This window comes from Flavobacterium solisilvae (genome assembly GCF_012911605.1).
Lineage (GTDB): Bacteria > Bacteroidota > Bacteroidia > Flavobacteriales > Flavobacteriaceae > Flavobacterium > Flavobacterium solisilvae.
Genome location: NZ_JAAMPT010000202.1, coordinates 80,048 through 94,657, shown reverse-complemented (window position 1 = coordinate 94,657; position 14,610 = coordinate 80,048). Strand labels below are relative to the sequence as shown.

At 33.1% G+C, this 14,610-nt stretch carries 13 protein-coding genes; 4 read left to right on the top strand and 9 right to left on the bottom strand.

The window, feature by feature from the left end:
- Positions 1–106: 106 nt before the first annotated feature.
- Both ettA and G6042_RS05245 read right to left on the bottom strand, forming a co-directional pair.
- Positions 107–1,801 (bottom strand): energy-dependent translational throttle protein EttA, encoded by a 1,695-nt coding sequence (gene ettA / locus G6042_RS05250; protein WP_169523254.1) that lies wholly within the window; start codon positions 1,799–1,801, stop codon positions 107–109.
- 87 nt (positions 1,802–1,888) lie between these two features.
- The gene (locus G6042_RS05245) at positions 1,889–2,071 is read right to left on the bottom strand and encodes a CAL67264 family membrane protein (protein ID WP_187656238.1); all 183 of its coding nucleotides are present in this window, start codon (positions 2,069–2,071) and stop codon (positions 1,889–1,891) included.
- An 82-nt stretch (positions 2,072–2,153) separates the two neighbouring features.
- On the opposite strand from G6042_RS05245, the gene G6042_RS05240 reads away from it, so the two are divergent.
- The gene (locus tag G6042_RS05240; protein WP_235933199.1) at positions 2,154–2,843 is read left to right on the top strand and encodes a TrmH family RNA methyltransferase; all 690 of its coding nucleotides are present in this window, start codon (positions 2,154–2,156) and stop codon (positions 2,841–2,843) included.
- A gap of 19 nt (positions 2,844–2,862) precedes the next feature.
- Here G6042_RS05240 and G6042_RS05235 read toward each other — a convergent pair whose 3' ends face one another.
- The 3 genes from G6042_RS05235 to G6042_RS05225 all read right to left on the bottom strand — a co-directional run bounded on the left by G6042_RS05235 (position 2,863) and on the right by G6042_RS05225 (position 6,435).
- Positions 2,863–3,651 carry a carboxypeptidase-like regulatory domain-containing protein gene (locus G6042_RS05235; protein WP_169523252.1) on the bottom strand — a complete coding sequence of 263 codons (789 nt, stop codon included), beginning with the start codon at positions 3,649–3,651 and terminating at the stop codon, positions 2,863–2,865.
- A gap of 186 nt (positions 3,652–3,837) precedes the next feature.
- On the bottom strand, positions 3,838–5,712 hold the full coding sequence (locus G6042_RS05230) for a DEAD/DEAH box helicase (RefSeq protein WP_169523251.1): 1,875 nt from the start codon (positions 5,710–5,712) through the stop codon (positions 3,838–3,840).
- A 153-nt stretch (positions 5,713–5,865) separates the two neighbouring features.
- The gene (locus tag G6042_RS05225; protein WP_169523250.1) at positions 5,866–6,435 is read right to left on the bottom strand and encodes a non-canonical purine NTP diphosphatase; all 570 of its coding nucleotides are present in this window, start codon (positions 6,433–6,435) and stop codon (positions 5,866–5,868) included.
- A gap of 86 nt (positions 6,436–6,521) precedes the next feature.
- On the opposite strand from G6042_RS05225, the gene G6042_RS05220 reads away from it, so the two are divergent.
- Entirely contained in the window at positions 6,522–7,148 is a 627-nt protein-coding gene (locus G6042_RS05220; RefSeq protein WP_169523249.1) for a 7TMR-DISMED2 domain-containing protein, read from the top strand.
- Positions 7,149–7,212: 64 nt separating this feature from the next.
- On the top strand, positions 7,213–8,472 hold the full coding sequence (locus tag G6042_RS05215; protein WP_169523248.1) for an aminotransferase class I/II-fold pyridoxal phosphate-dependent enzyme: 1,260 nt from the start codon (positions 7,213–7,215) through the stop codon (positions 8,470–8,472).
- Between the two features lie 47 nt (positions 8,473–8,519).
- Here the strand turns inward: G6042_RS05215 and sigZ are convergent, their stop codons facing one another.
- On the bottom strand, positions 8,520–9,080 hold the full coding sequence (gene sigZ / locus G6042_RS05210; RefSeq protein WP_169523247.1) for an RNA polymerase sigma factor SigZ: 561 nt from the start codon (positions 9,078–9,080) through the stop codon (positions 8,520–8,522).
- Positions 9,081–9,377: 297 nt separating this feature from the next.
- A complete protein-coding gene (locus tag G6042_RS05205; protein WP_169523246.1) occupies positions 9,378–9,896 on the bottom strand; it encodes a hypothetical protein in 519 nt (172 codons plus the stop codon).
- 21 nt (positions 9,897–9,917) lie between these two features.
- On the opposite strand from G6042_RS05205, the gene G6042_RS05200 reads away from it, so the two are divergent.
- Positions 9,918–10,124 carry a hypothetical protein gene (locus G6042_RS05200; protein ID WP_169523171.1) on the top strand — a complete coding sequence of 69 codons (207 nt, stop codon included), beginning with the start codon at positions 9,918–9,920 and terminating at the stop codon, positions 10,122–10,124.
- On the opposite strand, the gene G6042_RS05195 is transcribed toward G6042_RS05200, so the two are convergent.
- Positions 10,125–11,129 (bottom strand): metal-dependent hydrolase, encoded by a 1,005-nt coding sequence (locus tag G6042_RS05195; RefSeq protein WP_169523245.1) that lies wholly within the window; start codon positions 11,127–11,129, stop codon positions 10,125–10,127.
- 44 nt (positions 11,130–11,173) lie between these two features.
- Positions 11,174–14,599, bottom strand: coding sequence for a methylmalonyl-CoA mutase family protein (locus G6042_RS05190; RefSeq protein ID WP_169523244.1), 3,426 nt, complete (start codon positions 14,597–14,599; stop codon positions 11,174–11,176).
- Positions 14,600–14,610: the final 11 nt, after the last annotated feature.

Here is a 14,610-nt window from a genome sequence, read left to right as displayed (position 1 = left end):
AAGAAAATATAAATTTATTACTATAATTCATTGGTCAAGCAAAAAGCAAAGATAAAGTATTAGCAAAAAAAATCCCGATAAAATCAGGATTTTGTTATAATAAATGTTAATTTCTGATTAATTTTCTATACTTAATTCGTTTTGGTGTTGCATCAACTCCAAGACGTTTCTTTTTATTTTCTTCATATTCAGAAAAACTTCCTTCGAAGAAATATACTTCAGAGTTTCCTTCAAATGCTAAAATGTGCGTACAAATTCTGTCTAAAAACCATCTGTCGTGACTGATTACAACAGCACATCCAGCAAAGTTTTCCAAACCTTCTTCCAAAGCACGTAATGTATTAACATCTAAATCGTTAGTTGGCTCATCTAAAAGCAATACATTACCTTCTTCTTTTAACGTCATTGCTAAATGTAAACGGTTTCTTTCTCCACCAGAAAGTGCTGAAACTTTTTTGTTTTGATCACTTCCACCAAAGTTAAAACGAGAAAGATAAGCTCTTGAATTTACTTGTCTTCCGCCCATCATAATTAATTCTTGTCCGTCGCAAAAGTTTTCCCAAATCGATTTATTTGGATCGATATTGGAATGCGATTGGTCAACATAAGCAATCTTAACTGTTTCTCCTACTTGAAATTCTCCTGCATCGGCTTTTTCTTCGCCCATAATCATTCGGAAAATAGTTGATTTTCCGGCACCATTTGGACCAATAATTCCAACAATTCCTGCTTGTGGCAACGTAAAATTCAAATTATCATACAATAATTTTTCCCCAAATGCTTTAGCAACACCTTTAGCTTCAATTACATTTGTTCCTAATCTTGGACCATTTGGAATATAGATTTCTAATTTTTCGTCTAATTCTTTTTGATCTTCATTTAAGAGTTTATCATAGTTCTGTAAACGAGCTTTTTGCTTGGTTTGTCTTCCTTTTGCACCTTGACGAACCCATTCTAATTCTCGTTCCAAAGTTTTTCTACGCTTAGAAGCTACTTTTTCTTCCTGTTCCATTCGTTTTGATTTTTGGTCTAACCAAGAAGAATAGTTTCCTTTCCACGGAATACCTTCACCTCTATCCAATTCCAAAATCCATCCAGCAACATTATCTAAGAAATATCTATCGTGCGTTACTGCAATTACAGTTCCAGCATATTGTGCTAAATGTTGCTCTAACCAAAGTACGCTTTCAGCATCCAAGTGGTTTGTTGGCTCATCCAATAACAATACATCAGGTTGTTGTAATAGCAAACGACAAAGTGCAACTCTACGTTTTTCTCCACCAGATAAGACATTAATTGGCGTATCAGCATCTGGAGTTCGAAGCGCATCCATGGCAACTTCTAATTTATTATCGATTTCCCAAGCTCCGGCAGCATCAATTTTATCCTGCAAATCAGCTTGTCTGTCCATCAATTTTTGCATTTTATCTGCATCTTCATAAACTTCTGGCAAACCAAACATATCGTTGATTTGATTGAATTCATCAAGAATAGCCATTGTTTCTGCAACACCTTCACGAACAATTTCGATTACGGTTTTGGTTTCGTCTAATTGTGGTTCTTGCTCTAAATAACCAACCGTGTAACCTGGTTGAAAAACAACATCACCTTGATAGTTTTTATCAACTCCAGCAATAATGCGAAGTAAAGATGATTTACCCGAACCGTTTAGACCTAAAATACCAATTTTTGCTCCATAGAAAAAGCTCAAATAGATATTCTTTAAAACTTGTTTGTCACTGCCTTGATAAGCTTTGCTTACCTTTTGCATTGAAAATATTACTTTTTTATCGTCTGACATTTTATATTAAATATTTGATATTAGATTTTAAATATTGATGCTCATTTTTAGATATTTAATATTGGATATCTAAAATTTAAAATTTTATTACACTCTTCCTTTTAACGAATTGAAAACCCATGCGTTAGCTAAAAAACCAACACCAACTGCGCCAAAACCCCAACCAGCAACATCTGCATAACGGTAAACACCTAATCCAATTAGAATTAAACCCATTACAATCATGATAAATGTAGCCCAAGCTAATACTGTATTTTTATTCATTGCCATATTTTGTAGTAGTTTTAAATTAAAGCGAATGCAAAAATAGTGATTAGTGATTATCGAATAGTCATTAGTGAATAGTTTTTTTATGCTAATTTTGCAAATCAATACTAAAATTATGGCGATTGACCTTAAATTCCTCGACTATTTAGAAGATTTTTTAACCGAAAACCGAAAAGAACGATTTTTAGAAGTTTTGGCAAACAGAACCAATCATTTTACCATTGCCATGGAAGATGTTTATCAACTTCATAATACAAGTGCTGTGATGAGAAGTTGTGAGGTTTTTGGTATTCAGGAATTGAATGTTGTAGAACAAAAATTTGGAAAACGAATTGATACCGAAATTGCAATGGGTGCGCAAAAATGGGTTGATATCAATCGATTTGACAGTATGCAAAACTGCATTGATAACGTTAGAGCAAAAGGTTATCAAATCATTGCTACAACTCCACATAACGACAGTTGTATGCTTCACGAGTTTGATATTACTAAACCAAGTGCGATTTTCTTTGGAACAGAAAAACAAGGTTTGTCTCAAGAAGTTATTGAGCAAGCCGATGGTTTCTTAAAAATTCCAATGGTTGGTTTTACTGAAAGTTTGAATATTTCGGTTTCGGCAGCAATAATTATTCAAGATATTACTTCTCGCCTTCGCCAATCCAATATTAATTGGAAATTAAACGATGAGGAAATTCTGAAGAAACGATTAACTTGGACAAAAAATTCAATTAAAGATATCAAGCGAATCGAAGAACGATATTACGCTTCATTATAGTTTTTGAACAAATAAAAACTTACTCTTTAACGTATTTCTCGTGCTTTTTAGTCAGTACTTTGTATTGCTCATAACATTCGCTGATTGCATCAAGAATTTGCAAATCGTTAGCCGTTTGTACAAACGATTCTGAGTAGTTACAACGTTGCAATATTTCGGCTATTTCCTTTTTATCAACACCAAGCAATACGGAAATCATTTCTCTATCAAACTTAGATTCTAAGAGTAATCGAACTGTATCGTCTTTTTTCATCTGTTTCAGTTTCTTCAATTCCTTAGGTTTATTCCCAAAGAAATTATACAACATATCGGCTGGATTGAAAATCGAACCTAAAACTCTTGTAAAAGCATTTGGCGAACGTTCACCAGCTTCATAAGCTGTTGGTAAACCAGAAATACTGTAACGATAATTCTCTTTTTCGGGAATTAGCTTTGAATCGACTTCAAGGTATCCTGTTAAATTGTATTTTTTTACGATTACTTCTTCTAATGCAATGGCTTTTTCAGTCAACTGAATTTTAGCATTTCCATTTTTAATCCAGTCATTTGTTACACGAACACGCAACGATTGATAACCTAATAAAGTAATATGTAACGTATCATTTACTTCTGCATCAAGCTCAAAATGACCACGAGTATTAGTTACTGTTCCTTTTACTTTATTGATATTAATAACATTAGCATTTGGAATTGGAAACAAAGTATTATCGTTAACAATTGTTCCAATCACCTTTTGAACATTGCTATCTTCTTGCGCAGCGATGTTAAAGGAAGTAAAAAGTAAAAATAAAAGGGTAAAATATCTCATAGCCGTTTTTGATGGTTTAAAAGTATGAAACTCTTTTAAGATATTGTACAGTTCTGATGAGATTTAGAAGAAAATTAACAAAATAAGGACTATTTAAAAAAAGAAAATCCAAACTCCAATAGTTTATCACTGGAATTTGGATTTTTAGTATTTGCTCACTTAAACAAGCTCAGTGTGACAATTTTCTTAACTTCTTCTTGGTCTTCTGCTTTTTGCTGCGTCAAATGAACGACTTGCTGGTCTATCAGAACTTCCTTCAGAAGAACGTCTTGCTGGTCTTTCATCTCTTTGAAATGAACCTGGTTCACGTCTTGAAGAATTTCTATCGCTTCTAAAACCACCTTCTTTTCTTGGTCCAAAACCACCAGATGATTTTCTTTCACCTCTAAAACCGCCATCACGTCTTCCGCCACCAGAATTTCTTCCGTTGTGGTCGCGTCTTGAAGAACTTCCACCATCGTTTTTAGAAATTTCTACATTAATTCTTCTTCCGTTAAGGTCAAATCCGTTAAGGATAGACATCACTTTATCGGTATGTTCGCCATCCGTATTAAAGAAAGAGAAACCTTCTTTTACATCTACTTTAAACACGTCATCACGACCTAAATCTAATGTTTCTTTTAAGAAATCTTTCAATTGCATCCAATCGAAATCGTCTCTTGCACCAATATTTACGAAATAACGAACTGGATCGCCAGCTCTAATTTCTCTTGGTTCTGATGAACTTCTTTCGCTTTTTTCAGATGAAATATCACGTTTCTTTTTATAATAATTAAGGAAACGGTTAAATTCAACAGAAACCATTCTTTTAATCAATTCTTCTTTAGATAAATCTTGAAAAACTTCCTCAATTGCTGGTAAATAGTTGTCTATTTCGTGGTCAATTTCTGTATCGTGAATTTTATTGGCTAAATGCAGTAATTGAATTTCACAGATTTCCATACCTGATGGAATTGTTTTTTCTTCAAATTTTTGTTGAATAATTCTTTCGATTGAAGAAATTTTACGCAACTCACTTTTGGTAACAATTACAATTGAAGTTCCTAATTTTCCAGCACGACCAGTTCTTCCTGAACGGTGATTGTAGGTTTCAATTTCGTCTGGCAATTGATAGTTTACTACGTGAGTTACATTATCAACGTCAATTCCACGAGCCGCAACATCAGTCGCAACAAGCATTTGAATTTGACGACCACGGAAAGATTTCATTACGCCATCACGTTGCGCTTGCGATAAATCGCCGTGCAAAGCAGCTGCGTTATATCCATCTTCAATTAATTTTTCGGCAACAGCTTGTGTATCGCGTTTTGTTCTACAAAAAACTACCGAAAAAATATCTGGATTAGCATCGGCTAAACGTTTTAACGCTTCATATCTATCGCGAGCATTTACTACGTAAAATTCGTGAGATACTGTTTTAGAACCTGAATTTTTGTGTCCAACAGTAATTTCTGCTGGTTCAAACATAAATTTCTTTGCAATTCTTGCTACTTCAGATGGCATTGTTGCAGAGAATAACCAAGTTCTTTTTTCGTCTGGAGTATCAGATAAAATCGATACGATGTCTTCATAAAAACCCATGTTCAACATCTCATCGGCTTCGTCAAGAATACAATAATTGATGTTTTTGATGTTTACCAATCCACGATTAATCATGTCTTGCATTCTTCCTGGAGTTGCCACAATAATTTGTGCTCCACGTTTTACTTCTCGGGCTTGTTCTGTAATGCTTGCACCACCATAAACTGCCACTGTATGTAAACCCTTTACATATTTTGAGTATTGTTTAATCTCGTTGGTGATTTGTAAGCATAGCTCACGCGTTGGTGATAAAATTAACGCTTGTGTACTTCTGTCTTCGGCATCGATTTTTTGGATAAGCGGAAAACCAAAAGCTGCTGTTTTTCCTGTACCTGTTTGTGCTAAAGCGACTAAGTCTGTTTCTTGTTCCAATAAGACTGGAATGGCTTTTTCTTGTACTTCTGACGGATTCTCAAATCCTAGATCTTTGATCGCCAGCAGTAACGACTCATTCAGACCTAATTGTTCAAATTTGTTCATATAATATTTTAAAATTGGGTGCAAAGGTAGCGTTTAAATACGACATAAACTAATTTGTTTTCTATTGAAAATCAATATGTTATTATTTTTAACTTTACCATAACAATTAGAAATCCAGCACAAAAGAAATTATTCTTAATCAAAACTTGTCATTTATTTAAGAAAATCTATTAATTTTTTAACAGCAATTCCACGATGACTAATATTAGATTTTTCTTCGATAGAAAGTTCTGCGAAGGTTTTTGAATAACCATCGGCAACAAAAATTGGATCGTAACCAAAACCGTTATTTCCTATTTTTTTATCAATGATTTTTCCGTTTATAATTCCGGTGAAAAGATTTTGTTCTCCGTTTAGATTTAAACAAATAACGGTTTTAAAATTGGCTTTTCTATTGGTTTTATCTTTTAAATTTGACAATAATTTATCCATATTATTATCGTCATTTTTAGGTTCGCCAGCATATCTTGCCGAGAAAACGCCTGGCTCGCCATTCAAAACATCAACTTCTAAACCCGAGTCGTCAGCAAAACAATCGTAACCATATTTTTGGGTAACATAATTGGCTTTCAAAATCGCATTTCCTTCGATAGTATCTGCCGTTTCGGGAATTTCTTCAACACAACCAATGTCTTCCAAACTTAGAATTTGAATATCATTTGGAACCAAAAGCTGAATTTCTTTGATTTTATTCTTGTTATTGGAAGCAAAAACTAGTTTCATACAAATTATTTTTGATGTAAAATTACGGTTTTTAAAACCAATCCTAAACGCATCTCGTAAATGAAAATTACAAAAACTACCACAAAATGCAAAAAACTACTAAAATTTCACCTTCTAGCAAGGCTTATTTGCTATGTTTATTTTTTTTATTTTCTATTCAAAGTATTTCATCTCAATACATTTTCAAAGAAAATTCAATTCCAAAGCGAATTAGCATTCACAATCAAACTGAATTTATTGATGTTAAGGATAAAAATCTAACATTAGAAGAAGTTTTAAAAATTTCAGACGATGAATTCAAAGATATTCCCAATGAAAATTATGATTTTGGGTTTACTAACAGTCATATTTGGTTGCGATTTGAACTAAAAAATGAAACCGATGATAGTTTTTCACTTTATTTTGAAACAGCAAGACCAATAACCGACTATGCTATTTTATATGTTTTAAAAGATGGAAAATTAGTCACTAAATATATCAGTGGCGACGCTGTTCCGTACAATCAAAGAAGTTTTGATTTGCGAAAAACAATCTTTAAAATTAGATTAACCCCAAATGAAACTAAGCAATTCTATTTACATGTAAAAAGCGACGGCGAAATGCTATCGATGCCATTACTGTTAAGAAAATCAGAGAATTTATTAGCCGAAAACGATTTTGAACAATTTATTTTTGCCTTCTGTTTTCAACAAAAATTAGTTAAAACTTTCTAATTATAATGATTAGGAGTAAACTAAATTTATAATTACTTTTGCCAAGACTAAATACAAAGTTATTATGGTAAAAGATTTATTCGAAAGAATACAAAACAATAAAGGTCCGTTAGGAAAATGGGCATCACAAGCAGAAGGATATTATGTATTTCCAAAGTTGGAAGGTGAACTTGGTCCAAGAATGCAGTTTCACGGAAAACAAATATTAAACTGGTCTATCAACGATTATTTAGGATTAGCAAATCATCCAGAAGTTCGCCAAGCGGATATTGATGCCGCTACACAATATGGCGCAGCGTATCCAATGGGTGCCAGAATGATGAGCGGTCATACTAATTTCCATGAACAATTAGAAAAAGAATTGGCTGAATTCGTTATGAAAGAATCGGCTTATTTATTGAACTTTGGTTACCAAGGAATGGTTTCTATCATCGATGCATTAGTTACTAAAAATGATATTATTGTATACGATGTAGATTCTCACGCTTGTATCATTGACGGTGTACGTTTACACATGGGAAAACGTTTTACCTACAAGCACAATGATCTAGAAAGCATGGAGAAAAATCTTCAACGTGCTACTAAAATGGCTGAAGAAACTGGCGGCGGAATTCTTTTTATTACCGAAGGTGTTTTTGGAATGCGTGGTCAACAAGGAAAATTGAAAGAAATTGTAGCGATGAAAGAAAAATACAATTTCCGTCTTTTGGTTGATGATGCTCACGGATTTGGAACATTAGGAAAAACTGGTGCTGGTGCTGGAGAAGAACAAGGTTGCCAAGACGGAATTGACGTTTATTTCTCTACGTTTGCTAAATCTATGGCAAATATTGGTGCTTTTGTAGCTGCTGATAAAGACATTATTGATTATTTAAAATACAACTTACGTTCGCAAATGTTTGCTAAAGCGTTACCAATGATACAAACTATTGGTTCGTTAAAACGTTTACAAATGTTGCGTACAATGCCTGAGTTGAAAGACAAGCTTTGGGAAAACGTAAATGCGTTACAAAACGGATTAAAAGAAAAAGGATTCAACATTGGCGATACTAATACTTGTGTAACTCCAGTTTATCTTGAAGGTTCTATTCCAGAAGCGATGGTTATGGTAAACGACTTGAGAGAAAACTATGGAATTTTCCTTTCTATCGTGGTTTATCCAGTTATTCCAAAAGGAATTATCTTGTTAAGAATGATTCCAACAGCTTCACATACTATTGAAGATATAAATGAAACGTTGACAGCCTTTGAAGCTATCCGTGAAAAATTAGAAAACGGAACATACAAAAAAATTGCAGCAGAAACCACTGTTGATGTTTCGTAATCATAAATAAACACAAACAAAAAACCATTCGCTAAGCGAATGGTTTTTTATTTACACATTTTACAATCAGCTTTGTCCTGATGTTCTCCTACCAAAAAGCCTTCTTCGTTTAATTTATAATGACAACAATCCATAAATCCTTGCTGCAACAATTTACGTCCGCGTTGAATTCTCGATTTTGCTCCTGATAAACTAATCCCTAAAACATCAGCTACTTCAGATTGCTTTTTTCCTTGAATCTCACTTAACAATAAAGGTTCACGATATTTTTCAGGTAAATTCTTTATCAATGGAAGTAAACAACTTTTTGCAGAATGAACTTCTTCATTAGTTATAAAATCATCAGGAATATCCTCAACAGGAAGCGAAACAGATTTCTTATTTAAAAAATTCATTAATGTATTATGTGCTATGGTAAAAACCCAAGACTTAACACTACTCTTTTCTCTCAGGTTTTCTATATTCAAATGAATTTTAATAAAAACTTCCTGTAAAACATCATTTGTTATCTCTTCGTCTTTAATTTGACTGAATACATAACGTTTCAAGTCGTTGGCATACGTTTGCCAAAGATTCTCTGAAGTAATATCTGTTTTAGGTATTTCCATTTCTTTCTTTATTGATTATAAAGTTACTAACCTTATTGCAAAAAGACAATAAGGTTAGTAATCCTTTAACTTGCTTATTTTTGACAAGTACAATTTTCACAAGTACAATTAGTACAAGTACATGGTTGACCAGTTGAACAACCGCAGTTATCTTTTCTATTTGCTTTCATAATAAATATATTTTAATGTTATATCTATTAGACCAAAAAACATCAAAAAAGACGCAAAAAAATCTGTTTTTTTTTAATAAAAAAAGCGGACTATAGTGTCCGCCTTTGTTTTATGATGCAAAATATTCTAATTAAGTACTTTCACATTTTTGTCATTTATATTAAAAGCTTTTATTACTGCATTATAATCAGAGTAATCAACTGGGTTAGCCATTCTATTTGAAAAATACCCTGGAACGATTACAATTCTAAACGTTTGATTAGTTAAATATCCTGGAGTTAAAGATAAATCATAAGTTCCACCAGCATATATTGTAAAATCTTCTTTACTGAAATCAAAGTCATAATCTAATTCACCTTGTTGTAAATATAATGTTCGTGGAATTAATTGCCAAACTGGTGTATTAGAATCAATCAAATCAGACATTCTATAAATTAAAACCACATCTGAAGCATAAATTTGAGGATTTAAAGTTCTATAGATAGAATAACTATTTCCTCCATCAAATGAAAAATTTATATTTCTAAGTTCAAACACTTCACTAATAGTGTCGTTATCTATATTGTTTCCATTATCCTCGTTAACCGTGCAACTGTTTAGTGTTATCATCCCGATAAAAGCTAAAACTAAAGTAATTCTTTTCATAATGTGTAAATTTAATGATTAATGATATTACTTCCATTCCAATTGTTGTGCCAAAGTATTCTTTTTAACAAAAATTTATACATTTGCATCATGGGAAGAAACAATGCTAAAAACATAAAAGCGCACAACGACAAGCTTCACAAAGCGCAAAGTAAAGAAAAAGCAAAGAAAATTGTCCGTGCCGAACAACTAAAAGCTATATTGAAAAGATACAATAGTGAACAGTAACTAATTTCCTTGTAACCTTACCCATAGTTTAGCCAATAACTTTTGTGCTTGTTCTCTATTTTTGTTAGGTAATTCTGTGGCAGAAATTTTTCCGTCTTTATTTATCAACTGATAACTAAATGCAAACTGAAAATTATCTTTTTCCGTATCCATTACACCAAACCGTAAATCATTAAAAAACAAACGGTCATCTTTTTGAGTAATACAAAACCAACCTTCTGAAATTCGTTTGAGCTGATGAACTACAGCTTCATTCTCAATTCCTTTAATTAATTCTATTTGCGCCGGAATAAATTGAAATTGAATTGGTTTTGTATCAAAAAAAGAATAATCACCAATCCAGTAACCATTATCTACTTTCACATTTGTTGTCCATAAAATAATATTAAATGGTGACGGTTTTACAACAATTTCCTGATAAACAATGTTGTTTTCTTTTAATTGCTTTTCAAATTTATTCGTCACAATTGACTGAACAATCAATGTAAAAAACAGATAAGAAGTACTAACAATCAACCCTATTCTGTTCCAGAATATTCTTTTTCTATCCGTTTTGTTTTTTCGCATTGATAAGATCAGAAAGAACAAAAATGGCAAAGTATACAATGGATCAATTACAAATATAGACTGTAATGAAAATCGGGTTTCCAACGGCCAAAACAGTTGTGTTCCCCAAGTAGTAAACAAATCTAACAAAGCATGAGTTTGCAATCCTAAAAACGAACAAATTAATGCTTCCTTGAATTTTACATTGTTGTTCTTTTCTATTTTTTGAATAACAAATGCCAAAACAGGCGAAAACAATAAAAAAAACAATGTAGAATGACTTAAACCACGATGAATATAGGTAGCCGTTAACGGATCTAAAAACTTTCCAACCAATACATCCAAATCAGGAATAGTTCCTAAAATTGCTCCGTATAAAATGGCTTTATTACCAAGCTTTTTACCTAGAACTTCATTAGCTACAGCTGCACCAAGTACTATTTGTGTTACCGAATCCATACTCTTTGGATTTAAAAAAGTCTCCTTAAATGGAGACTTTTTTATTACATATTTCTTCTATATTGACCGCCAACTTCAAACAACGCTGAAGTTATTTGTCCTAACGAACAATATTTTGCCGCGTCCATTAATTTTTCAAATAAGTTTTGGTTATTGATTGCGGCATCTTGTAAGATACTTAATTGCTCTTTTACCTTATCGGCATTGGCTTTGTGCAAATTATCCAAAGTAGTAATTTGGAATTGTTTTTCCTCTTCAGTTGCTCTAATTACTTCAGCTGGTAAAACCGTAGGCGAACCTTTACTACTTAAAAAAGTATTTACACCAATAATTGGGAACTCACCTGTGTGTTTCAGCATTTCATAGTACATACTTTCTTCTTGAATTTGGTTACGTTGGTACATGGTTTCCATAGCACCAAGAACGCCACCACGCTCTGTAATTCTGTCAAATTCTCTTAATACAGCTTCTTCTACTAAATCGGTTAATTCTTCAATAATAAACGAACCTTGAATTGGGTTTTCGTTTTTAGCCAAACCTAATTCTTTATTAATAATCAACTGAATAGCCATGGCACGACGCACACTTTCTTCCGTTGGAGTTGTAATCGCTTCGTCATACGCATTGGTATGTAATGAATTACAATTGTCATAAATAGCATACAACGCTTGTAAAGTAGTACGGATATCATTGAAATCAATTTCTTGTGCGTGAAGCGAACGACCAGAAGTTTGAATATGGTATTTCAACATTTGAGCTCTTTCGTTTGCTCCATATTTGTTTTTCATGGCTTTTGCCCAAATTTTACGAGCTACACGGCCAATCACAGCATATTCTGGATCAATTCCGTTTGAGAAAAAGAAGGATAAATTTGGTCCAAAATCATTGATATTCATTCCACGAGACAAATAATATTCCACATAAGTAAAACCATTTGCCAAGGTAAACGCTAATTGGGTAATTGGGTTTGCTCCTGCTTCAGCAATATGATACCCTGAAATAGAAACGGAATAGAAATTACGAACATTCTTTTGTATAAAATATTCTTGAACATCACCCATTAATCGTAAAGCAAATTCCGTAGAAAAAATACAAGTATTCTGTGCTTGATCTTCTTTTAGAATATCGGCTTGCACCGTTCCACGAACTTGAGATAAGGTTTTAATCTTGATGTCATTATAAACTTCAATTGGCAACACTTGGTCTCCAGTAACACCAAGTAACATCAACCCTAAACCATTGTTTCCTTGTGGTAATTCGCCATTGTATTTTGGTCTTGGTAATCCTTTTTTCTTGTAGATTTCATTGATTTTTTCTTCAATTTCAACTTGAAGATTATTTTCAATAATGTATTTTTCACAATTTTGGTCGATAGCAGCATTCAAAAAGAAACCTAACAACATTGGAGCTGGACCATTAATGGTCATCGAAACCGAAGTCATTGGATGCGATAAATCAAAACCAGAATACAGTTTTTTTGCATCGTCTAAACAACAAATAGAAACTCCAGCATTACCAATTTTTCCATAAATATCTGGACGCAAATCGGGATCGTTTCCATATAAAGTTACACTATCAAAAGCCGTAGATAGTCTTTTGGCTGGCATTCCAAGAGAAACATAATGAAAACGACGATTGGTACGTTCTGGTCCACCTTCACCAGCAAACATACGAGTTGGATCTTCGCCTTCGCGTTTGAATGGATACAATCCAGATGCAAAAGGGAATTCTCCAGGAACATTTTCTTGTAAATTCCATTTTAGAATATCACCCCAAGCTTGGTATTTTGGCAAGGCTACTTTTGGAATTTGAGAATGCGATAAACTTTCGGTATGTGTTTGAATTTTAATCTCTTTATCTCGAACTTTAAAGCTATAAACTGGGTTTTTGTATTTGTTTACTTTTTCATCCCAAGTTAAAATGATTTCCCAGTTGTAAGCATCCAAATCCATTTTTATTTTATCAAATTGCTGAACAAGCAATTCAAGAAAAACTTTATTGTCATCATTGCGGTTTAAACTATCTGCAACTATACCTGTTTTGTCTAACTGTGGTGTTTTTTTGTTTACGGTTTCAATTGTTTTATAAATTCCATACAATTTTTGAGCAACTTCAACTTGAGTTAAAACCGTTTCGTCATATTTACGATTATTCTCTGCAATTTCAGATAAATAACGTGTTCTATGTGGTGGAATTACAAAAATCTTCTCACTCATTTCACGAGTAATTTCGAAAGTTGAATGTAAATTGGCACCTGTTTTCTCTACAATTTTATCCATGATTTTTTTGTAGAGTGTGTTCATTCCCGGATCGTTAAACTGAGAAGCAATGGTTCCAATTACTGGCATTTCATCTGGGTTTACATCCCAAAGATTATGATTTCGCTGGTATTGTTTTTTCACATCGCGAATCGCATCCAAAGCACCACGTTTGTCAAATTTATTTATCGCCACCAAATCGGCAAAATCAAGCATATCGATTTTTTCCAATTGCGTTGCCGCACCAAATTCTGGCGTCATTACATAAAGCGAAACATCAGAATGTTCTAAAATTTCGGTATCACTTTGACCAATACCCGAAGTTTCCAAAATAATAATATCATATTTTGCAGCTTTCAACACCTGAATGGCTTCGGCTACATATTTTGACAAGGCTAAATTGGATTGACGTGTTGCCAACGAACGCATATAAACTCTTGGATTATTAATAGCATTCATACGAATTCTATCACCAAGCAATGCACCGCCAGTTTTACGTTTGGATGGATCAACCGAAATTAATCCGATGGTTTTTTCTGGGAAATCGATTAAAAAACGACGAACCAATTCATCAACTAAAGAAGATTTTCCTGCACCACCAGTTCCTGTAATTCCTAAAACCGGAATTTTTGACGTTTCATTCTTTTTATGAATTGTTTCCAAAGTTTCTTTAGCAACATCAGGGAAATTTTCCGCAGAAGAAATTACTCGGGCAATTGCCGTTGGATTTTTTTCTTCCAATTGATTGATTTCACCATTTAATTTATCTCCAACAGGAAAATCGGCTTGTTTTACTAAATCGTTAATCATTCCTTGCAAACCCAGAGCGCGACCATCATCCGGAGAATAAATTCTAGTGATACCATACTCTTGTAATTCTGCAATTTCACTTGGCAAAATAACACCTCCGCCACCACCAAATATTTTAATGTGTTCAGCTCCTTTTTCCTTTAATAAATCAAACATATATTTGAAATATTCATTGTGTCCACCTTGATAAGAAGTCATTGCTATAGCATTTGCATCTTCTTGAATAGCTGTATTTACTACTTCTTCAACGCTTCTATCATGTCCAAGATGAATTACCTCAACACCTGTAGCTTGAATAATTCGGCGCATAATATTGATAGCGGCATCGTGTCCGTCAAAAAGTGATGCAGCTGTTACGATTCTTACTTTATTTTTAGGAATATAAGGAGTTTGTTGTTCCATTGATAAAAATA